General features: G+C 60.6%; 22 protein-coding genes and 1 pseudogene. 8 read left to right on the plus strand and 15 right to left on the minus strand.

Translation table 11 applies throughout. The features are described from left to right. Positions 1-118 precede the first annotated feature (118 nt). From ACGKZZ_RS15545 to ACGKZZ_RS15555, 3 genes are all read right to left on the minus strand, one after another. Entirely contained in the window at positions 119-1,042 is a 924-nt protein-coding gene (locus ACGKZZ_RS15545) for a ParB/RepB/Spo0J family partition protein (RefSeq protein WP_411224483.1), read from the minus strand. Continuing rightward, positions 1,032-2,177, minus strand: coding sequence for a plasmid partitioning protein RepA (gene repA, locus ACGKZZ_RS15550; RefSeq protein ID WP_411224484.1), 1,146 nt, complete (start codon positions 2,175-2,177; stop codon positions 1,032-1,034). Before repA ends, ACGKZZ_RS15545 begins: the two co-directional genes overlap by 11 nt. A gap of 293 nt (positions 2,178-2,470) precedes the next feature. Beyond that, on the minus strand, positions 2,471-3,355 hold the full coding sequence (locus tag ACGKZZ_RS15555; RefSeq protein WP_411224485.1) for a recombinase family protein: 885 nt from the start codon (positions 3,353-3,355) through the stop codon (positions 2,471-2,473). A gap of 226 nt (positions 3,356-3,581) precedes the next feature. Here ACGKZZ_RS15555 and ACGKZZ_RS15560 point away from each other — a divergent pair, with 226 nt between their 5' ends. Next, on the plus strand, positions 3,582-4,661 hold the full coding sequence (locus tag ACGKZZ_RS15560) for a hypothetical protein (protein WP_184567950.1): 1,080 nt from the start codon (positions 3,582-3,584) through the stop codon (positions 4,659-4,661). Positions 4,662-4,941: 280 nt separating this feature from the next. On the opposite strand, the gene ACGKZZ_RS15565 is transcribed toward ACGKZZ_RS15560, so the two are convergent. Further along, the gene (locus ACGKZZ_RS15565; RefSeq protein ID WP_123618725.1) at positions 4,942-5,136 is read right to left on the minus strand and encodes a hypothetical protein; all 195 of its coding nucleotides are present in this window, start codon (positions 5,134-5,136) and stop codon (positions 4,942-4,944) included. 103 nt (positions 5,137-5,239) lie between these two features. On the opposite strand from ACGKZZ_RS15565, the gene ACGKZZ_RS15570 reads away from it, so the two are divergent. Next, positions 5,240-5,902: a L,D-transpeptidase gene (locus tag ACGKZZ_RS15570; RefSeq protein ID WP_027238623.1), complete on the plus strand. Its 663-nt coding sequence runs from the start codon at positions 5,240-5,242 to the stop codon at positions 5,900-5,902. Between the two features lie 48 nt (positions 5,903-5,950). Here the strand turns inward: ACGKZZ_RS15570 and ACGKZZ_RS15575 are convergent, their stop codons facing one another. Next, the gene (locus tag ACGKZZ_RS15575; RefSeq protein ID WP_040182668.1) at positions 5,951-6,235 is read right to left on the minus strand and encodes a hypothetical protein; all 285 of its coding nucleotides are present in this window, start codon (positions 6,233-6,235) and stop codon (positions 5,951-5,953) included. A gap of 181 nt (positions 6,236-6,416) precedes the next feature. On the opposite strand from ACGKZZ_RS15575, the gene ACGKZZ_RS15580 reads away from it, so the two are divergent. Next, positions 6,417-8,771, plus strand: coding sequence for a heavy metal translocating P-type ATPase (locus ACGKZZ_RS15580; protein WP_184567948.1), 2,355 nt, complete (start codon positions 6,417-6,419; stop codon positions 8,769-8,771). A 63-nt stretch (positions 8,772-8,834) separates the two neighbouring features. Then, positions 8,835-9,347, plus strand: a complete 513-nt coding sequence (locus ACGKZZ_RS15585) for a L,D-transpeptidase family protein (protein ID WP_184567945.1) — start codon at positions 8,835-8,837, stop codon at positions 9,345-9,347. Here ACGKZZ_RS15585 and lnt read toward each other — a convergent pair. The 10 genes from lnt to ACGKZZ_RS15635 are packed head-to-tail and all read right to left on the minus strand — an operon-like array spanning position 9,328 to position 16,816. Further along, positions 9,328-10,851: an apolipoprotein N-acyltransferase gene (lnt, locus tag ACGKZZ_RS15590; RefSeq protein WP_221384984.1), complete on the minus strand. Its 1,524-nt coding sequence runs from the start codon at positions 10,849-10,851 to the stop codon at positions 9,328-9,330. The genes ACGKZZ_RS15585 and lnt overlap by 20 nt on opposite strands. A 50-nt stretch (positions 10,852-10,901) precedes the next feature. Continuing rightward, positions 10,902-11,405 (minus strand): signal peptidase II, encoded by a 504-nt coding sequence (gene lspA / locus ACGKZZ_RS15595; protein WP_221384978.1) that lies wholly within the window; start codon positions 11,403-11,405, stop codon positions 10,902-10,904. Beyond that, a complete protein-coding gene (locus tag ACGKZZ_RS15600) occupies positions 11,389-12,171 on the minus strand; it encodes a ZIP family metal transporter (RefSeq protein WP_184567944.1) in 783 nt (260 codons plus the stop codon). The genes lspA and ACGKZZ_RS15600 overlap by 17 nt, the downstream gene beginning before the upstream one ends. 12 nt (positions 12,172-12,183) lie before the next feature. Next, positions 12,184-12,639, minus strand: coding sequence for a DUF411 domain-containing protein (locus tag ACGKZZ_RS15605; protein WP_009807976.1), 456 nt, complete (start codon positions 12,637-12,639; stop codon positions 12,184-12,186). A 3-nt stretch (positions 12,640-12,642) separates the two neighbouring features. Continuing rightward, complete coding sequence (locus tag ACGKZZ_RS15610) at positions 12,643-14,016, minus strand: M23 family metallopeptidase (RefSeq protein WP_050525821.1); 1,374 nt, start codon at positions 14,014-14,016, stop codon at positions 12,643-12,645. After that, positions 14,013-14,639 carry an SCO family protein gene (locus tag ACGKZZ_RS15615; RefSeq protein WP_009807978.1) on the minus strand — a complete coding sequence of 209 codons (627 nt, stop codon included), beginning with the start codon at positions 14,637-14,639 and terminating at the stop codon, positions 14,013-14,015. The genes ACGKZZ_RS15610 and ACGKZZ_RS15615 overlap by 4 nt, the downstream gene beginning before the upstream one ends. Beyond that, the gene (locus tag ACGKZZ_RS15620; protein ID WP_027238631.1) at positions 14,639-15,106 is read right to left on the minus strand and encodes a copper chaperone PCu(A)C; all 468 of its coding nucleotides are present in this window, start codon (positions 15,104-15,106) and stop codon (positions 14,639-14,641) included. The genes ACGKZZ_RS15615 and ACGKZZ_RS15620 overlap by 1 nt, the downstream gene beginning before the upstream one ends. Positions 15,107-15,129: 23 nt before the next feature. Beyond that, on the minus strand, positions 15,130-15,789 hold the full coding sequence (locus ACGKZZ_RS15625) for a DsbA family protein (RefSeq protein ID WP_027238632.1): 660 nt from the start codon (positions 15,787-15,789) through the stop codon (positions 15,130-15,132). After that, positions 15,786-16,208 carry a disulfide bond formation protein B gene (locus tag ACGKZZ_RS15630; RefSeq protein ID WP_009807981.1) on the minus strand — a complete coding sequence of 141 codons (423 nt, stop codon included), beginning with the start codon at positions 16,206-16,208 and terminating at the stop codon, positions 15,786-15,788. Before ACGKZZ_RS15630 ends, ACGKZZ_RS15625 begins: the two co-directional genes overlap by 4 nt. A 5-nt stretch (positions 16,209-16,213) precedes the next feature. Then, a complete protein-coding gene (locus ACGKZZ_RS15635; RefSeq protein ID WP_232617642.1) occupies positions 16,214-16,816 on the minus strand; it encodes an SCO family protein in 603 nt (200 codons plus the stop codon). Between the two features lie 171 nt (positions 16,817-16,987). On the opposite strand from ACGKZZ_RS15635, the gene ACGKZZ_RS15640 reads away from it, so the two are divergent. The 4 genes and pseudogenes from ACGKZZ_RS15640 to ACGKZZ_RS15655 form a co-directional block, all read left to right on the plus strand. After that, the gene (locus tag ACGKZZ_RS15640) at positions 16,988-17,416 is read left to right on the plus strand and encodes a MerR family transcriptional regulator (RefSeq protein ID WP_039965742.1); all 429 of its coding nucleotides are present in this window, start codon (positions 16,988-16,990) and stop codon (positions 17,414-17,416) included. Between the two features lies 1 nt (position 17,417). Next, positions 17,418-17,744, plus strand: coding sequence for a YnfA family protein (locus tag ACGKZZ_RS15645; RefSeq protein WP_056037240.1), 327 nt, complete (start codon positions 17,418-17,420; stop codon positions 17,742-17,744). Positions 17,745-17,933: 189 nt separating this feature from the next. Then, on the plus strand, positions 17,934-18,542 hold the full coding sequence (locus tag ACGKZZ_RS15650) for a cation transporter (protein ID WP_369808880.1): 609 nt from the start codon (positions 17,934-17,936) through the stop codon (positions 18,540-18,542). Between the two features lie 95 nt (positions 18,543-18,637). Continuing rightward, positions 18,638-18,868 (plus strand): annotated as a pseudogene (locus ACGKZZ_RS15655) (transglutaminase); the annotation flags it as partial. Positions 18,869-18,958 lie beyond the last annotated feature (90 nt).

Consider the following 18,958-nt stretch of genomic DNA (forward strand, 5'->3'; position numbering starts at 1 on the left):
CTGATTGAGGCCCTTCGGAAGCACCGCTTTCGGGGGGTCTTTCTTTTTCTAGCCGGTCCTCCTTTCGTTTTCTGCTCGTTGCTTTTGATGTCTTGACCGCGGTCAAGACACGGGGTCGTCACTCTGGCCCGTCTTGACCGCGGTCAAGAAGCTCAGTGACCAGCTTCCGGACTGCCTCCTCAACACGAGGGACAAGATCGGCGTCCACATCGATGGTTATGCGGTTGCCCTTTCTGCCGATCTTCACGCGCTCACTCGGATGTGTCTTCTGCGTCGATGGTTTGGTGGCTGTCAGCAAGGCAACCGCCGCTTCGAGACGGTCGGGGCCCGGTATGTTGCGAGGGATTTCGCCGGCAACTTCTCGGGCTCTCGCGACGTCTTTCTCGCACAGCCTGAAAAGCTTTTCCCAAACCCGTCGGCCAACGCCGTGTGCAGGTCCGATAGCCTGGATCAGTTCCATCGGGATGCCCGTAGCGATACGGTTCATCCGCGAGACGAGCGACTCATCGATCTGAAGTGCCCGATACGCGATCGTTTGAGCGTTCTTGCGCGTTTCGTCGGTTTTCCCAAGTTCTCGAATGATCCCGGCGACAAACAGAGCCCTTTCGATGAACGATGGGTCTTGGCGCGCATTATTCTCTACGCCTTGGGCAATGAGAGCTTCCTCGTCGGTCATCTCCATGACCGTGGCGCGCACTTTCTGACCAAGTTGGCGACAAGCGAGAAGCCGACGGCGTCCATAGACGATCTCAAGCGCACCGTCCTGGGTTCGGCGAACCAGCACTGGAACCTTTTGACCGTGCTCGCGGATCGACGAGACAAGTTCATCCAGACCATCGCTTGGATCGATGCGGTCCATGACCGCGGACATCCGTATGGCGGTCGGGTCGATCAGCCGCGTGGCGTGTTTATCCTCTTCGAGCACGGATGCTTGTGCGCGAGCTACGGTAGGGCTCGTTCGCTTCACATCCAGATCCTCGTCCGAAGGCGGCGTTTTGCCCATCGCGTTCTTGAGTGAGTCCCCGAAGACTTTACGCGCCATGGCTACGCCCCCATGCTTTCAGGATTTCGCATTCGACTTCGTCGGTCACGCGCGAGACGGACTCGATCGCGCGCTCGTAAGTTCTGCGATTCACGTCGCGAGGTTCGACCTCGAAGATGCTCTGCTGGGTGTTCGCAGCATCACCCACGGCTGTTGATTTCAGAAACTCGGCAGACAGCACGGCATCCCCGAGGACTGTCCGAAGCAGAGACGAAATCTGCACCTGCGGACCATCCGTATTTTCGTAGCGGGTGATCAGAACTCGCACGAAGTTCAGTCCATGTTCCGGGGCGTGTGCCTCGACGACGCCCATTAGGTTGCTGGCCATGCCCAGAAAGCTCGCCAGCGACATGACATCGAGCATCGACGCGTTGAGCGGGATCAGGACCCCGGTCGATGCAAAGAGGGCAGAGATTACCGAGAAGTTCAGCTGCGGCGGGGTGTCAAATATCACCACATCATATCGGTTGAGGACGGGCTCAAGCGCTTCCCGGATGCGGCTATGGAACGTGGTGGCGCCGTGTCTGAAGCTCAGGGCTACCTCGAACTCGTACTCCATGATGTCCATGGATGCCGGGATCAGATCCACGGTCGGGAAGTTCGTTCTGCGAATTATCTCTGCTGCGGGCAGTGGATCATCGGATCGGATAAGATCGTATGAAGTCGGCATATCCGGATCGAGCTCGGGAGTAACCCCGAACAGGTTTGTCAGACTTGCCTGGCTGTCGAGGTCGATCAGCAAGACCCGGTAGCCGCGGAGACCCAGTAGTTGTCCCACATGGGCAACAGATGACGTCTTTGCCGAACCACCCTTCAGGTTGAAGATCGTCAAGACCTGACAAGCCTCTCCCTGTCTTCTGTGCGGGTGTTCTTCTGGCTTGATCCTTCCAGTCTCGAGAAGTACGCGTTGTGCCTCGACCATCTCCTCTGCAGAGAAGCTACGGCGGTTGCCGCCCTCCAGAACACCTTCGGGGAAGCCTTCGAGGTTTGACACATGATGGCGGAAGGTGTTCTGATTAATGCGAAGAAGTTCAGCCGCTTCCCGCATGGCGAAGCGGCGGAGGCCCTTCTGAGCGTCCGGTGGGAAGGTTTCCTGCGCATGTTCGCGCAACCGACTACCAAGCCGCTTGGACATGACTTCAAATCTCTGGGAGGCCCGTATCCCGTTCATCACTGCCCTCAAGTCTTTATTGTTTTGCAAAGCTTAACAGATATTGTGGATAAATCCAGACCAAACCGTTGAGCGGCCTGAGCGCGTTGAAGGCGCTGATTTCTGTCGACGGTAAACTGTTAAAAATCAGCGTCTTGGGCGACTGCGCTCTCACTCTACTTCAACACCTCGTTGCCAGCTACGAAGCGACCACAAGATGTATTGTGAGTGCGTACAGAAATCAGTCGGCAGAATCGGATGGACGATTCTCGGGGATCTCAGTCGAGCAACCCCAGCCTCTCGGCCCGCTCCAGCAGCATCTTCACCGACGAAGGCTGCCAGCTTGTCCGCCCGCGGGGCGTGCGCTCGCGCATCGCTTCGAGCCGGGTGCAGATCGCCTGAAGCGTGGTGTCGGGATCCGCGCCCTTGATCGCGGCAACGATGGCAGGCAGGCGGTCGTCGGTTTCGCGGCGCCCGGCGCGGGCCAGCACCTCGGCAGGCAGGAACCCATCGCGAACATAGGCCTTCACGGCGCGCAAAAGACGGCTTTGTGTCCAGCGACGCGCCTCGGGCAAGGGGCCGTTGATGATGCGCACCACGTCTTCCCAGGCCAAGTCGGGCCGCAGGTGGCGGACATGGGGCACCCAGTCTTGGGCCGTCTCGTTCAGACGCTCCATGTAGCCGTCCTGTCTTGCCAGCCGCACCTTGCGAAGAGCAGCAGGGTCTTTGGCACGCAGCCCAGGGTTCCCGCCCACGCGGCCCTTTGTGCGCGCGCTGGCGAGGCCGGCCTTGGTGCGTTCCCGGATCAGGGCGCGCTCGAACTCGGCCGCAGCGCCCAGGACCTGCAGCGTGAACTTGCCTTGCGGGGATCCGGTGTCGATGGGGTCCTGGATCGAGCGAAAGAACGCCCCCTTGGCCTCCAGCCGCTCGATCACCTCCAGCAGATGCGACAGCGACCGCGCCAGTCGGTCGATCCGAACGACGACCAGCGTGTCGCCCTTGCTGATCCGTTCAAGCACCCGCGCCAGCACCGGCCGCGCACGATTGCCGCCCGAGGCCTGTTCTTCGTGGATTTCGGCGCAACCCGCAGATTTCAGAGCCTGCGACTGGGGCAGGGGGGTCTGATCCTCGGTAGATACACGAGCATAACCGATCAGGGGCATCCAAACAGTCTTTTTGCAGTTTCATGTATCGCCAATAAACGACCGTTTGTAAACGAATGCAACCGCTCTCTCTGTGGTGCTGCTCATCAAAAACCCCTTGGATTCCATACGCTGAGCGTGATCAGAGAGATCTCGCAGACCACCGCGCGCACGTGCTATATAAGGTGTGTGGGCGCACCCTGACAAAACACTTGGGTAAAATGCAAAAGTGCCGTATTTTGCACATATGAAGCCTCAAGTATCTACACATTATGATAGTTTTGACGATCCTCTAGTGGATTCGGAGGGGCTTGAAGAGACGTCTGAGGACGACCTGTGGTTCCTGCCCGGTCCGATGGAAGTGGAGCCGGATTATCTGCCGCCCGGACCGAGAGCAGAGCTGCGTGAAACCGCAGTCCTCGACGATTGGCGGAAGGCAGAGGCGGTTAATGCCGCGCGTCTCGCCCGTGTGGCTGGTCGGATCGGCGCGTTGGATGACCGGCTGCGCCGTGGCCCGAAAGGCTGGCGGCACAGGCTCGCGCTGATGGAGGCGGCAGACCTCAGCTGGTTTGTGGGTGACCGTATTGGCCCGGATCGGCTGGCGCTCTGGATATCCATGCGCCTGTCCGGCGTGCAGGACAACACTGCAGCGCTCGCGCGTGTCGGATGGGCAGTGCGGCGTCTAACAGGCGGTCCCGGCCCAGAGGTGGACCTGTCCGCCTTCCTCGATCGCCGTGACCCCGAAAACATAGCAGGTGAAGCCGAAACCTTTGCGGATCGCGCGGGCGGTTGGCTTGACCTGATGGCGCAAGCCGTCGACCTGCACCCGATCACACGCGCCTGCATGGGGCTTCACCTCTGGAGCCTTGCGGGCCTCGGGCAACAGGGCGACCGGATGGAAGCGGCGGTTACCGCCGCACGCATTGCCGCCAGCGAAGGCCCGAATTCGAATGGAGGGGCCATCTTTGCGCCTCTGGCTATGCGCGGGGCAGGGGGGCTGCGCGCCAGTGGCCCACCAGCTGAGCGCTTGGAGCGTTGGCTCGAGGGAATGGAAACAGCATGCCTGACCGCGATGCGGCACCTCGACGATATCCAGGCATGGTCAGCGCGGGCGGAAACCATGATGGCCCCGCTCTCTGGCAAGACACCACCAGCATTGCGCGCCGTGCTGGCCGAATGGCCCCTCGTCTCCGCCCCAATGGCCGAGACCCTGACCGGTGCCAGCCGCGCCGCCGTCCAGCGCAACCTCGTCTGGATGGAAGCGCGGGGTTTGATCTGCGAAGTGACCGGGCAGGGCCGGTTCCGGATGTGGCGCACCACGACCTAAGAGATGAGCGTCATCGCTCGGTATCCTGACGGGTGCGTGCCAGTCGGCCAAAGTTCCGGTAGGAGGAGGCAAAGCCCGCCGGAACCTTGGCAATCAAGGTGCTCGAATTTGGAGATACTCCTCGCCAGTGCGCAAGGCCGCTGTGGCCGGCGCTTCCGTGCGGTTGTGCCTTCACCATCTATGATGACTGGTGAAGGCGGCGAGCAAGACGCCCGGTATTTTGGACACTGCGCGGCCCTGTTTGTCGTTGCTGCTTTGCCTGCCCCCGTCACCGTGCAAGTCAAAGTTCACCACACTGCCGTTCGCTGCTCAGGCGAAGCGGGCGATATGGCCTTCCTCCATAGCCAGCTTCGACAGGATCTGACTCTGCAGCAACCGTGGTCTCGGGAACAGGCCGGGTCAGGCTGGGCGGCGCGCCGATCTTTTCGTAGTAGCGGATGGTAAATTGCGGATCACAAGGATCGTGTGTTTTCACGAAAATATGTCCTTGAACCTCTAGCCACTAGAAGTCCTATCTAATCAAAGTGAACAGATACCGTTCTTGCCATAGATTCTGGTGGGAACCGAAAGGGTAAGACATGCTGACAAGACGACACTTCATTCAAACAACAACGGCGCTATTCTCCGCGTCTGTTTCCAGCCCCCTGTTGGCCGATACCTGGCCCGCCGAGGCACAGAAGGCTGAATGGGACGCGCAAGTCACGCCGCCCGGATTCGATCCGGCCACGTCAAACCCTTGGGGCCTACACCCGCGCTTTTTGCCCCAGCGCGTGGTCGCGAAACCCGGACTCGTGCCAGGAGACATCCATGTCGATGCGGTCGCGCGGTATCTCTATCATATCGAGGAGAGCGGGACCGCAATGCGCTACGGTGTGGCCATTGCCCGGGGCAACCTATACGAGCCTGGGGTCTACACGATCAAACGCAAGGTGAGGTGGCCGCATTGGACACCGACCCAGAACATGATCGAGCGGGATCCGGAAAACGCACGATGGGCCGACGGGATGGAACCCGGCCCCGAAAACGCTTTGGGATCACGAGCCATCTATCTGTACGTCGGAGACCGCGACACTTATCTTCGAATACACGGCACGCCCTATCCGAGAAGTATCGGCGGTCGAGCCAGTTCGGGTTGCGTGCGGATGGTCATGGCTCACATTAACGAACTTTATCCCAACGTTGAGATCGAATCGACGGCACATTTGTACTCGGCGGAGGACAGTGTCACCGCGCGAAGTTGAGTGTGGTGCGTAGGTCTGAGGCGCGTTGATCCAACGTGTGGCGCGTCCTCAAGCTTCGCGTGCCACGCAGATCGGATTACCGTTCGCCGTGCGCAACGGCAGCAGCGTCGTTTCGACCGGCCCGCTGTGTTCGTACCAATAGCAGCCGTCTTCCGGCACGAGGCGCGCGGTTGCAACATCCTGATCCGGAGCAGCCATCGCAACCACGGCTTCGGGAACGTTGCCCGTCTGGTCTGCCGTGTCGTTCGGCCCTGTCGGCTGGATGGCGCATCCTGTCGTGAGCAAAAGCGCCACCGCAACCATCATTTTTTGCTTCAGCATCAAAACCTGCATCGAGTTTCCTTTCTTTTCTGTTTTCTTAGTATCGGCTTTTTATGCCTCACGCCGTGATTGAGGCTGTCGTCGGACCGTCTAGCAAGAAAACAAACGGAAATACCACCGAACTTTTCTCTTGAAGCTCTAGCTACTGTAGGGGCTATGTCATTACAAAGCACCCGAATCCAGAGGTCCGTTCATGCCGTCCGACACCCACCGCCACGATCACGATCACGCCGAAGATGCCCAGGCAAGCGGCGGCAGTTGCTGTGGTAGCGCCGGAACGTGCGGCGACATCGCACCGACGACGCCCGCCCCAACCGGCGGGCGCAGTTTTCAGGTGTCCGGCCTCGATTGCGCCGAGGAGGTCGCGATCTTGAATAAGGTAATCGGCCCGCAGATCGGCGGGGCCGAGCATCTCGCGTTCGATGTGATCAACGGGAGGATGACCATTCTCGACAGCGCAAAGAGTGTATCGGACGACGAAGTTGCGGAACTTGTCGCGAGCACCGGCATGACCGCGAAGCCGTGGAATGCCGAGAACGCGTCGGTCGACCAAGCGGCCCATCTTGCACGACAGCGGCTGTTTACGGCTCTCAGCGGCGGCTTCTGGGCGGCGGGTTTTCTCTGGCACATCGTCGAGACAGGTATGGGCGGGGCGCTCGGCCTCTTCGCGGGGCACGGCGAAGCGCCGATGCCGCTGGCCGAGGCAGGGCTTTTTGCAGTTGCTATCCTATTCGGCGTTTGGCTTGTGGCACCGAAGGCATGGTCGTCCGCACGTCGGCTGTCGCCCGACATGAACCTGCTGATGGTTGTCGCAGTCGCCGGAGCCATCGGGCTCGGTGAATTCTTCGAGGCAGCGACAGTGGCTTTTTTCTTTTCGCTGTCCCTCTTTCTCGAAAGCTGGAGCGTTGGGCGCGCGCGGAACGCGGTGTCGGCGCTCCTGGATCTTGCGCCACCCACCGCGCGCGTGATCCGCGATGACGGAAGCGAGACCGACATGCCGGCGGCGCAAGTCGCCGTAGGCTCAAGCTTTATTGTACGCGGTGGCGACCGTATCCCGCTCGACGGCCTGGTGACGGGTGGCGCGGGCGCGGTCGACCAGGCGCCGATCACAGGCGAAAGTGCTTTGATACCCAAAGAGGCCGGAGACGAGGTCTATGCGGGCACGATCAACGGCGAAGGTACACTAACGGTGCGCGCCACGAAGGCCGCCTCGGATACCGTCTTGGCCAAGATCATCCGCATGGTCGGCGACGCTCATGCCCGCCGCGCGCCCGTGGAACAGTGGGTGGCAAAGTTCGCCCGCATCTACACGCCTATCGTCATGGCTCTCGCCGTCGCAATTGCGCTACTGCCGCCGCTTATCTTCGGCGGAGCCTGGGATTACTGGTTCTACAATGCCCTCGTGCTGCTGGTGATCGCTTGCCCATGTGCTCTGGTCATCTCGACCCCTGTCTCCATCGTCGCAGCGCTCACCGCTTCGGCGCGGGCGGGCGTCCTCATCAAGGGCGGTGCCTATGTAGAGGCGCCGGGCAGGACGACGGCGCTGGCCATGGACAAGACCGGCACAATCACCATGGGCCAGCCGGAAGTGGCGGCGGTGCACCCGCTGGGCGGGGCTTCAGCGCAAGATCTGATGACCCTCGCCGCAGGACTGGAGGCACGTTCGTCGCACCCTTTGGCGCGTGCCATTCTCGCGCGGGCGGAGGCCGACGGCGTCAAGGTGTCCGCCGCAGAGGATACCCGCACCATTCCCGGCAGAGGACTTGAAGGACGCACTGACGGACGGTCGATCTGGCTGGGGTCGGACCGGTTTGCCGAGGAGAAGGGTTTCGGCGACGCCATTCCGAAGGATCTGCGGGAGCGGATCGAAGGCGCCGGCAGCACCCTTGTCGCTGTCGGCGATGAATCCGGTGTGACGGGCATTCTTGAACTGCGCGATCGCATCCGCCCTGATGCCAAGGGCATCGTGGCGCAACTTCACGCGCAGGGCGTGAAGACCATCGTCATGCTGACCGGTGACAACGAGCGAACAGCGCGCGCCGTTGCCGCCGAGGTCGGTATCGACGAGGTGCGCGCTGAGCTTCTGCCCGAAGACAAGGTGACAGCCATCGAAGAACTGGTCAAAACTCATGACATGGTTGCCATGATCGGCGACGGGGTGAACGATGCTCCCGCAATGGCGCGCGCGCATTATGCCATCGCGATGGGTGCGGTTGGTTCTGACGCGGCAATCGAGACGGCGGACATTGCCCTCATGACCGACGACCTCGGCAAGGTGCCTTGGCTGATCGGTCATTCGCGCCGGACAATGTCGATTATCCATCAGAACATCGGTATTTCCTTGGCGACCAAGGGAGTTTTCGTTGTCGCTACCGCGTTCGGAATGGCATCGATGTGGGGCGCTATTGCAGCCGACGTGGGTGTGTCATTGCTGGTGGTGGCGAACGCCCTGCGCCTGCTTAACAGCCAAGAGGCCAAGGCACCGCCGTCCGGTGGCGAGCAGGTTGGGCCACAGATGGCAAAGGCCGCGCTTGCCCACGGACATTGATCACGCAGCATTTGCAAGGTAACATAATGTCCATATCAGACCTCACGAAAGAGGCATCGAGCAGTGAAAACCATCCGATTTCCCCGCCGCGCCGTCCTGTTGGGTGGCTTAGCGGCCTTTTTGTCGGGCTGTGCCGGCAAGTTCCGCAGCTATGACGGACCCGAAGTGACGCGACTTCGGCTCTACAAGGGACAGCGTTTGCTTTTTCTCGACGGATCCGATCGCGTGCTGCAAACCTATCCGATCGGGCTGGGCTTCGCTCCTCAGGGTCACAAGCAATTCGAGGGAGACGGTCGGACCCCGGAGGGCACCTACATAGTCGATAAGCGCAACCCTGAAAGTACGTATCATCTTTCAGTTGGCATCTCTTATCCAAATGAGGCCGACATCGCCTTTGCCGCAGCGCAGGGCCTTTCCCCCGGCGGCGACATCTTCATCCATGGTGGTCCACGCCCCGGCATCGACCCGACGGACATCCGCGACTGGACAGCTGGCTGCATCGCAGTCACAGATCGGCAGATCGAGGACATCTATGCAATGGTGAAGGACGGAACGCCTATCCACATCTTTGCATGACGGTCTTTCTCATGCGGCGGTAGTTAGCCGTCGCATTGGCCGCCAGAGCCCAGCTCCACGAAGCCAAGATGAGCGCCAGCAACATCCAGTCCCCGAAAAGCGCATATGGCGTAGGCGGCTGCGCTGAGGGAAGATCAGCGTCGATGATGCCCCTTTCCCCGGTATCGAGCCGCGCAATGATCTCTCCGTTCGCGTCGATGACCGCAGAGATGCCCGTATTCGCGGCTCGGATGACAGGAAGGCCTTCCTCTACGGCGCGCATACGTGCGGAAGCCAGATGCTGCTCGGGTCCGATGCTGGTTCCAAACCAGGAATCGTTCGTCGCGTTAAAAATCCAGTCGGGTCGGAACATGTCGTCGACCACATGGCCCGGGAAAATGATCTCATAGCAGATCGCCACGGCGACCAGGGGCATACCCGGAAGCGCAAGGGTGCGCGGACCCGGTCCGGGCGTAAAATCGCCCAGCCCCGCCGTCAGCCGCTCGATCGGCAACCAGCCGCGGAATGGCACGTATTCGCCAAAGGGCACGAGATGGTGTTTCGCGTATCCGGTCAGGATCTCATTGGTATCGTCAAAAGCCTGGACGGTGTTGAAATATCGGGTGTCATCCTCGCTCAGTACACGGTCCGGCACTCCGGTTAGCAGCACGCTGCCGTCCGGTAGCGCAGCGGCAATGCGGGATCGCGCCTGGGCATCCTCATCGAGGAACCCGGGAAAGGCGGTTTCCGGCCAGAGAAGAACGTCGAAATCGCCGGGCTGGGTTGAAAGCTCGAGATAGAGCGCGAAGGTCGCCTCGCGGTTCTCGGGCGCCCATTTCTCCTCTTGGGGAACGTTGCCCTGAACGATGCGCAGGTCGACATCCGGTGGCTGTGGTGCATCCGACTGGAGGCGAAGCGTGCCGACGGCCCACATCGTCACGATGCCGGCCAGCGGCATGAGCGAGATGATCAATCGTTGTCGCCCGACCGCCATGAGAGCCGCGCCGGGGAGTGCCGCTACGAACACGGTGAGAAAGCTTAGCCCATAACTTCCCACCCAGGCGGCGGGCTGGCGAAGGGCGGCGTAATCGACAAGAGCGTAGCCGGCGAGGTTCCACGGAAAACCTGTCAGAACGTGACCGCGCAACCACTCGGCCGCGGTCCAGGAGGTCGCGAACAGGAGACAGGCCAGGAGACTGCCCATGGCTCCGCGCCGCGCGATTTCGACGAAGAGCACGGCGGCAATGGCCGGGAAAATCGCGAGACCTGCGGACAATCCCGCGACGGCCGGGATCGCCAGCGCCCCGAAACGCTCGGGTTCGACGTAGAAACTTTCCGCGATCCACGAAATCCCGAAACCGAACTGGCCGAGACCAAACGCCCAGCCGACGAGAAAAGCACGCCCGAAGGAGAGGTCGCGAAGACCGACAAACAACGCAGAATAGGCAACGGGAACAAGAAGGAGAATCGAGAAAGGCGGGAAGGTTAGAACGGTCAGCGCCCCGGCGGCGAAACCAAGCGTCATCCGCGAGAGCAGACGTTTGCGCAGAGCGAAGCAGTTCAGAATTACCGGCTTCACGACTTGATCGGACGCCGCGCACTGACCCAGGGTGCGGCGAGCAAGAGCCCCACGCCACTGACGACAAACACATCGGCCATGTTGAAGGCAGGCCAATGCGTTGAGTTGATGTAGAAATCCAGGAAGTCCGTTACAGCCCGATACCGCACACGATCAATGACATTGCCCAAGGCTCCACCGATGATCGCTCCGTAAGCGAGCGTTTCAACCGCATTTTCGGCGCGAAACAGCATAACCCCCAGCCAGCCGCAGATGGCAAGAGCGAGAGCTATGAGGCTCCACCATGGTGCGCCGCCAAGTAATCCGAAAGTGACGCCATCATTGCGATAAAAGACAAGGTTAAAACCTGGAAACACGGCGATTCCAGTGCTTAAGGAGGCCGCATTCGCCACAACAATGGCTTTTGTGATCTGATCGATTACGAAAGCGGTAAGCGCCGCAAAAATGCCGATCACCGGAGATAGTTTATGCACTGGCATTGCGTCACCCCAACCAAACATCGAGAAAAAGCATCAAAACGAGCCCGACGGCCAAGCCGAGCGTTGCCTTGTTCTGATGGCCGCTTCGATGGGTTTCGGGGATGATTTCGTGGCTGATGACATAGAGCATGGCGCCTGCGGCAAAGGCCAAGCCCCATGGCAGCAGCGGTTCCGACAGTGTGATGATGCCCGCCCCGAGCAAACCGCCAATCGGCTCGACCATGCCCGTTAGCGCGGCGATGCCCCATGCGCGCAGCTTCGGATATCCTTCGCCCAACAGGGATACCGCGACGGCCAGCCCTTCAGGCGCATTCTGAAGCCCGATGCCGATAGCGAGTGGCAGACCGCCCTCCATACCTCCGGAACCGAAGCCAACTCCGACCGCGAGGCCTTCGGGGAAGTTGTGGATCGTGATCGCGATGATGAACAGCCAGACCCGCCGTAAGGACGCCGCTTCGGGCCCTTCGCGTCCCGTTCTGAAATGCTCGTGCGGCAGCCTTTCATTCATCAATGCAACGGCCCCCATGCCCAAAAGGATCGAGACGCAAACGATGACCGCAGGCATCGCGCCGTTTTCGAACATCGGCTCCGCCGCATCCAATGCCGGGATGATCAGAGAAAAGAACGAGGCTGAGAGCATGACGCCGGCAGCGAAGCCGAGCGACAGATCGCGCGTCGCCCGCGACGGGATGCGCCCGAACAGCACGGGAATTGCTCCGACTGCCGTGAGCGATCCGGCGGCAAGGCTTCCGAGAAAGCCGAGCATTATCGGAGACAGGTTTTCCATAAGCGGGCCAGATTATCCTTCGGCGTAGCTTGAAAAGACTTCGGTCGACCCGTCCTCGCGGATGAGGAAGACATCATAAGCTTCACGGTTTTCTTCCGGCCCCATGCCGGGCGAGCCATAGGGCATTCCCGGAACGGCGAGGCCGACGGCGTCCGGGCGTTCCTCAAGAAGGCGGCGGATATCAGCGGCCGGGACATGGCCTTCAATCACGTAGCCCTCTATGAGCGCGGTATGGCAGGAGACCATGCGCTGCGGCACGCCGTTGTCGAGCTTGAAACGAACCAGCGACCCGCCAAACATGTTCTCGCCCGTCGGCGCGAATCCGTTTTCCTCGAGATGGTTCATCCAGGACAGGCAGCAGCCGCATCCGTTGGTCTTGCGGACGTCTATCGCTGTTGCCTCTGCGAGGGCCTGGGCCGCCGGGAACAGGGCGAGCGCGATGGTCAGAGCTTGGGTCATGCGTTTCATGGGTCAGAGCCTTTCGGTTGTCGTCTGGGCAATTTCGCTGTCAAGGTTTTCAGTCAGAAGCGCGCGCGCCTCGGTCAGACGCAACAGCGCGGCGGTATCATCCACCTCTTTCTCTGCGGCTTCTGCGAGCCGGTCGTCAGAGAGAGGGTCAGTCGGACGCCCATCTACGAGGACTTCGTAGTGCAGGTTGGGACCTGTCGCTGTGCCGGTTGCGCCAACGCGGCCGATCACATCTCCCGCCGCCACGCGTTGGCCCTGTGATAGGCCCTCCGGCACGGCGCTGAGATGCGCGTAGCGCGTCATGGTCTCGGAGCCGTGGGAGATTTCGACCACGCGTCCATAGCCGCCTCGCCAGCCGATGAAGCTGACCCGGCCCGGTGCCGTCGTCCGTACCGGCGTCCCGCTTGCCGCGGCAAAATCGACGCCGGTGTGCATCCGGACGTTTCCGTAGACCGGATGTGTGCGGCGCCCGAACACCGAGCTGAGGCGCGCGCCCTCGACCGGCTGTGCAAAGACGCGAAGCACCTCGCCATCGACGTAGATCGTCGCCTGACCGCTGCCGTCGTCCGGCCAAACGATCTCGTAAAGCGAATCGCCGATTTCCAGTGCGGCGAAGGCGAGGTCCGGCTGTCCGATCTTGTCATCGCCGACGCGCGTCTCGCGCCAGAGAAGCCTTAGTGTCTCGCCTCCAGCCATCTCACGGCGGAAATCCACGGTTCCACCCAGCATTTGCGCAAGGTCCACGGCAAATCGGGCGGGGATGCCGGCATTGTCGAGTGCCGCGAAGATCGAGGTGTCGATCACGGCCTCCCCAGCAAGGGTTACGACCTCCGGATCCGGCGCCACGACCTGCGTGGACACCTGCTCGCCAAAAAGCACCTCGATCCGCACCCCGTCCTCGACGGCGAGCGAGACGGTGCGGGGGCTGCCATCCATAGTCGAAACAACAGTGACCGAATTCCCCGGCCGCAACCGTCGCAGATCGTATTCCGCGCCAAGCGCAAGGGCGACTTCCGCCCGGTCGGCTCCCGCAAGACCGGCTTCGGAAAGCAAGGAGTCGAGCGTTTCACCAGAAGATATGTCGCGAGACCAAGTCAACAGGGGCGGTTCGATCGCCTGCATCGGCCTGTCAACAACAGCGGCCTGCAGCAGGGGGAAGGGGCCGAGGCGGGGTGTATCTTCCGCCCACGCCGTAGCTGGCAGCGACAACGGAATGTCCAGGCTCCGGGGAGCTTCAGGACGCTGGGGCATCCAGCTACCTGCCTGGGCAAGTTCTGGCGGCACGGATTCTTTCGACAGAACATCGAAGAAGGCGATAGCCGCCCCCGAAACGGTCCCCGCAAGCGCGACACCTGCCGCAAAAGTTCTGAGCCTCATGTCGCCCCCTCCGTTTCTTCTTCCAACGCGCGGCGGATCTTCGGTACCGCGAATTCCCTCGGTTCATGATAGTCAATCATGGTGACGAACCGTCCAGCAGCACCGAACAGGAAGACGCTGGCCGTGTGGTTCATCGTGTAGTCGCCGCCTTCCGTGGGCACCCGCTCGTAGGCAGCGCGGAAGCCGTCCGCGATGCGCGCAATCTGCCCCTCCGGTCCCGTCCAGCCGCGGATCGCTGGGTGGAAATAACTGACATATTCTGCCATCGCCTCGACGGTATCGCGCTCGGGATCGACCGTGATGAAAACCACGTTCAGCTGTTTGGCTTCGTCTCCTAAATCGTCGAGCCAACCTGAAATGTCCGAGAGCGTGGTCGGGCAGACATCGGGGCAGTAAGTGAAACCGAAGAACGCCATCGTCGGTCGCCCGATCAGGGTTTCCGGCCCGACCTCGTTGCCTTCATGGTCAGTCAGGCGGAAATCCATCTCGGTCAGAGCCATAGGCCGCTGCTCGATAGGTTCGGGCGCACCGGGTCCGTCGACCCGCCACCAACCGACGAAGAGCGTCAAGGCAATTGCACCGGCACCGGCCGCGCCGTATCCTGCGATCGTCCTTCGTCGCATTAGTCTTCCGGTCCGCGTGCGGCGATGCCAAGGATCGGCACCTCGACTGTCACCTCGCCCCCGTCGACAAAAAGTAGGGTCAGCGGAAAGGTTTCCCCTTCCGTCATGGGTTGTTGTAGCCGCATCAACATCGCGTGGAGGCCGCCCGGCTCAAGCGCGACGCTCTCGCCCGGGGCGATCGCGATCTCACCTGCCGCGCTCATGGAACTCACACCTTCGGCATTGGTCTTCGTCTCGTGGATCTCGGGCATCATCGCGAGGGGTGTTGAAAGACCAATCAGCGTCACCGGCTCGTCGCCAGTGTTGCGGATCGTCATGTAGACGGCCCCGGGGCGGTTCATCCCTATGGAGGCGCGGGACCAGGCGCTTTCGACGACGACATCCACGGGTCCGGCTAGTGCGGGTACTGAGAGCCCTCCAAAGGTCAAGAGCGCGGCCAGTGTGCCCGTCATAATAATCTTTTTCATCGTTTTGGTCCTGCCTTTTCCATTCAGCTTTGCACGGCGGCAACTTCCGCGGCCACTAATCGACGCAGTTCTGCCTCCCCGAATGGATCGAGCGACTTGCCGTTTACAAAGAAAGTAGGAGTCTGGCGAACTCCCACGGTTTCGACGTCCGCACGATCCTGATTCAGGATCGCAACGACATCCGGTGCCAGCATTTGCGTGCGCGCGGCCTCTGCATCGAGTCCGGCAGTGGCGGCGATCTGGAGGATCAGACCGGGCTCAGGCGCGCCGTGCGACGCCCATCTCGGCTGATCCCGCAGAACGGCTTCGAGCACCGGCTCGTAAACGCCTTGCATGCGTGCTGCCTCGAGCACGCGGATCGCTTCCTCGGATGCCTCGCCATGAAACGCGGTGTAGCGGACAACGACGCGGACGGCATCTCCATGCTGTGCCATGATGTCCTTCACGATCGGATGGAAGGCGCGGCAAGCCTCGCAGGCCGGGTCAAAGAATTCGACAATCGTGACGGGCGCGTCGGCAGGTCCGAGGATGGGCGAGTAAGAGCGGATCATCGCGTCCGCGAGTTCCGGCGCAACGGTTTTTGCTTCGGCCGCGGGGCCGGGGCGAGTCGCGTACCAAGTGGCTCCGCCGAAACCGGCAACGCCGAGGGCGAGAACGGACAGGATTAAGCCGCGTCGATTCATGTTTGTGTTTCCTTCAATGAAAGTGCCGACAGGAACCCGATCAGTGCGAAGGCGACCAGCGCCATCAGCGGGATCGGAATGCCGAAGACCAATTGGTTATCATCGGTGCAAGAGGGGCCGGTGGCCGTGCAGGGCTGGATGCGTTCGGGGATCAGGCCCGCGTAGAGGCCCATGTGCCACAGGGCGACCACGCCACCACCAAGCGCCAGAGCGATGCCATAGCGCCCGACGCTGCCGTCTCGCCACCAAAGGCCGAGGCCGAGAATGATCGCGAGCGGGAACATGAAGGCGCGCTGGAACCAGCACAGCACGCAGGGTGTCTGCCCCATCACTTCGCCGATGAAAAGTACAGCAAGCGAGGCGACGAGGGCAACGATCCATGCCAGCCCGAGGGCGGTTTCTGCGGGTACGCGGTTCATGTCGGTCAGATCCTCTCTTCCAGATCGGCGAGAATCTCTTCAGCGGACGTGCCATAGGGCCATGAGTCTGCAAAGCCTGCCTCGGGATCGAATAGAAACAGATGTGACGTGTGGCCCATTGTGTAGCCATCCGGAGCTGTAGCCTCTTCGATGCGTTCAAAGAAGATCGGAAACGTTTCGGATGTAGCGGCGATCTGTTCGGGCGTACCTGTCAGCCCGATGATGTTCGCATCGAACAGCGGAACGAATTCGGCGAGTGCCATGGGCGTGTCCCGTTCGGGGTCGATGGTTATGAAAATCGGCTGGACCCTCGCGGCATTGTCGCCCAGACCGTCCATCACCGCCGCGACCTCAGACAGTGTCGTCGGGCAGACATCGGGGCAGTTGCTGAAGCCGAAAAATACCAACATCCAACGCCCCGAAAAGTCTTCTTCCGTGCGAACCACACCTTGGTGGTCCGTCAATTCGAATGCAGCGACAAACGCTGGATCGTTGTCGGTTCGGGCGCGGTCAGCGCGATAGTCCGACCAGAGCAAAAGCCATACGAAGGCAAGCGACGCGACGCCTGCCAAAACCCAAAGAAATTTCTGTGCCGATGTGAGGGACAATCCTGTGCGCCTGATTTTGATTCTTGATTATTGCCGCGTTTACATCCTCTAGCTACTAGAGGTTCAAGCGCGAAATCACGTTGTGGCTTAAACTCACGCGTCTGTGAATCCGGCACTTGTCTATTGGGGCGGCAAAACCTACAAAGACTGTAACTTTTCATGGAGGCGAAGATGCTCACGATCGGCACTCTGTCAAAGAAGACCGGCACAAAGGTGCAGACCATTCGGTACTACGAGCAGATCGGGCTCATGCCCGAACCCGGCCGGACTGAAGGCGGACAGAGGCGCTATGACAATGCACAGCTCGACCGACTGTCCTTTATCCGCCATTCGCGACAACTCGGCTTCTCGCTTGATGCGATCCGCGAGCTGCTCGACCTCAGCGACCAGCCCAATCGGCCCTGCGAAGAAGCCGACGCGATTGCGCGTCGCCAGCTAAAGCAGGTGGAGCAGCGCATGGCCCGTCTGAAGGCGCTGCGCACCGAACTGAAACGCATGGTTCACGAATGCAGCGGTGGACGTACCGCCGATTGCAAGGTGCTTGAGGTGTTGCGGGATCATTCCGAATGTTTGACCGAACACGACGAGATCGGTGCCTGAGATGCCTGCCGCGCTTGCCTATCCGCTTGCGGCCTTGGCCGAGATCGCCGGGTGTTTCGCGATCTGGAGCTGGTGGCGCCTCGGCGCATCCGCGGCTTGGCTCGTACCCGGTATTGTAGCCTTGGTGGTATTCGGGTGGCTTCTGGCGCAAGTCGAAACGGTTGCTGCGGGCCGCGCCTTTGCCGCCTATGGCGGAGTCTACATTGCGGCTTCGGTACTGTGGATGTGGCTTGCAGAGGGTCACAGACCGGACAGGTGGGATACGCTTGGCACAGCCGTTTGCTTGCTCGGCGCAGCTATAATACTGGCCGCGCCACGAACCAATTGAACTTTATGGTTTGAACTTGAAACCGTCTCAAATCGCGATCTCATCGCCCCATAAAAAGGGCTATACTCTACTTTGGTTGAGACGCCTGACTGACAGCTCCCGGCGGTCGTACATGGAACTGACCATTATTAATCAATCCGGAACTCTGATCTGCCCGAGAGGTTGAAGGATCATAGTCGACCAAGCGGAATGGGAAGTATGACTGCAGGAAAAGGAGCAAGCGAAAGACGCACCCTTTGGATTGTTCTCGGTCTAAACGTGGGTCTTGCCATGGCCTTTTTTGCGACCGGGGCCTTCGGGGATTCCAGTGCCCTGATCGCAAACGGGCTCGACAACCTTTCAGACAGCTTGGTCTACGCAATCAGTCTGTTTGCATTGTCGCGGTCTGCGAAATGGAAACGTGGTGCGGCGAATGTCTCGGGCTGCTTGCTGATCGTGTTCGCCATCGGGATCCTTTACGATGCTTGGCGCCGCTATGTCGGTGGGTCGGATCCCCTTGGCACCGTTATGATCGTCATGGCGCTGAGCGCGGCGGCCATCAACTCAGTTTGTGTCTGGTTGCTCGCTCGGCTCAAAGATCCGGACGTCAACATCCGCGCGGCCAATACTTTCAGCTGGAACGACTTTGCGGCAAACCTCGGAATCGTGGTCGCAGGTGGCCTCGTTGCCTGGCTGGGAACGAACTGGCCCGACCTAGTCGTCGGTGTGATTATCGCCGGGATCGCGGCCTGGGGCGGTGTCAATATCCTACGCGACGCACACGGTGAACACCACAAAGCAGTTCACACGGACAAGTAGTTGCGAGAGATCGTTTCTAAAAGAAGGGGTTGAAGCTACAGTAACTATAGAGACTAGTCTGTTCCAAGACGATTCGAGGAGCGACTCCGTTGCAGATAACCAACCCCCTACTTGCACCCACCAAACTACTGGATTTTGATGCCGCGCCTCTTGCGCATCTAATAGAGAGCCGCAGCTGGCGCGACTTATCCGAATACGATCGGATCGGAGCTGCCTATGATTTCGTTCGAAATGAAATCTCGTTCGGATACAATCGAGCTGACGACATCCCCGCATCCGAGGTACTTTCCGACGGCTACGGGCAGTGCAATACGAAAGGCACGCTGTGAACCGGCATGCAAGATTGACCCCTGTATTGGGGTAATCGGCGTCCAAAAGTGACCCCCCTGATATTTCTGTTCAGAAGCTTCCTCGAC

This window comes from Marivita sp. S2033, from assembly GCF_046592965.1.
Taxonomy (GTDB): domain Bacteria; phylum Pseudomonadota; class Alphaproteobacteria; order Rhodobacterales; family Rhodobacteraceae; genus Marivita.

Bases quoted from the DNA above. Each gene is read 5' to 3' on its own strand.
- ACGKZZ_RS15545 (WP_411224483.1), bottom strand. From the start codon at position 1,042: ATGGCGCGTAAAGTCTTCGGGGACTCACTCAAGAACGCGATGGGCAAA.
- repA (WP_411224484.1), bottom strand. From the start codon at position 2,177: ATGTCCAAGCGGCTTGGTAGTCGGTTGCGCGAACATGCGCAGGAAACC.
- ACGKZZ_RS15555 (WP_411224485.1), bottom strand. From the start codon at position 3,355: ATGCCCCTGATCGGTTATGCTCGTGTATCTACCGAGGATCAGACCCCC.
- ACGKZZ_RS15560 (WP_184567950.1), top strand. From the start codon at position 3,582: ATGAAGCCTCAAGTATCTACACATTATGATAGTTTTGACGATCCTCTA.
- ACGKZZ_RS15570 (WP_027238623.1), top strand. From the start codon at position 5,240: ATGCTGACAAGACGACACTTCATTCAAACAACAACGGCGCTATTCTCC.
- ACGKZZ_RS15575 (WP_040182668.1), bottom strand. From the start codon at position 6,235: ATGCAGGTTTTGATGCTGAAGCAAAAAATGATGGTTGCGGTGGCGCTT.
- ACGKZZ_RS15580 (WP_184567948.1), top strand. From the start codon at position 6,417: ATGCCGTCCGACACCCACCGCCACGATCACGATCACGCCGAAGATGCC.
- lnt (WP_221384984.1), bottom strand. From the start codon at position 10,851: ATGACGCTTGGTTTCGCCGCCGGGGCGCTGACCGTTCTAACCTTCCCG.
- lspA (WP_221384978.1), bottom strand. From the start codon at position 11,405: ATGTTTGGTTGGGGTGACGCAATGCCAGTGCATAAACTATCTCCGGTG.
- ACGKZZ_RS15600 (WP_184567944.1), bottom strand. From the start codon at position 12,171: ATGGAAAACCTGTCTCCGATAATGCTCGGCTTTCTCGGAAGCCTTGCC.
- ACGKZZ_RS15605 (WP_009807976.1), bottom strand. From the start codon at position 12,639: ATGAAACGCATGACCCAAGCTCTGACCATCGCGCTCGCCCTGTTCCCG.
- ACGKZZ_RS15610 (WP_050525821.1), bottom strand. From the start codon at position 14,016: ATGAGGCTCAGAACTTTTGCGGCAGGTGTCGCGCTTGCGGGGACCGTT.
- ACGKZZ_RS15615 (WP_009807978.1), bottom strand. From the start codon at position 14,639: ATGCGACGAAGGACGATCGCAGGATACGGCGCGGCCGGTGCCGGTGCA.
- ACGKZZ_RS15620 (WP_027238631.1), bottom strand. From the start codon at position 15,106: ATGAAAAAGATTATTATGACGGGCACACTGGCCGCGCTCTTGACCTTT.
- ACGKZZ_RS15625 (WP_027238632.1), bottom strand. From the start codon at position 15,789: ATGAATCGACGCGGCTTAATCCTGTCCGTTCTCGCCCTCGGCGTTGCC.
- ACGKZZ_RS15630 (WP_009807981.1), bottom strand. From the start codon at position 16,208: ATGAACCGCGTACCCGCAGAAACCGCCCTCGGGCTGGCATGGATCGTT.
- ACGKZZ_RS15640 (WP_039965742.1), top strand. From the start codon at position 16,988: ATGCTCACGATCGGCACTCTGTCAAAGAAGACCGGCACAAAGGTGCAG.
- ACGKZZ_RS15645 (WP_056037240.1), top strand. From the start codon at position 17,418: ATGCCTGCCGCGCTTGCCTATCCGCTTGCGGCCTTGGCCGAGATCGCC.
- ACGKZZ_RS15650 (WP_369808880.1), top strand. From the start codon at position 17,934: ATGGGAAGTATGACTGCAGGAAAAGGAGCAAGCGAAAGACGCACCCTT.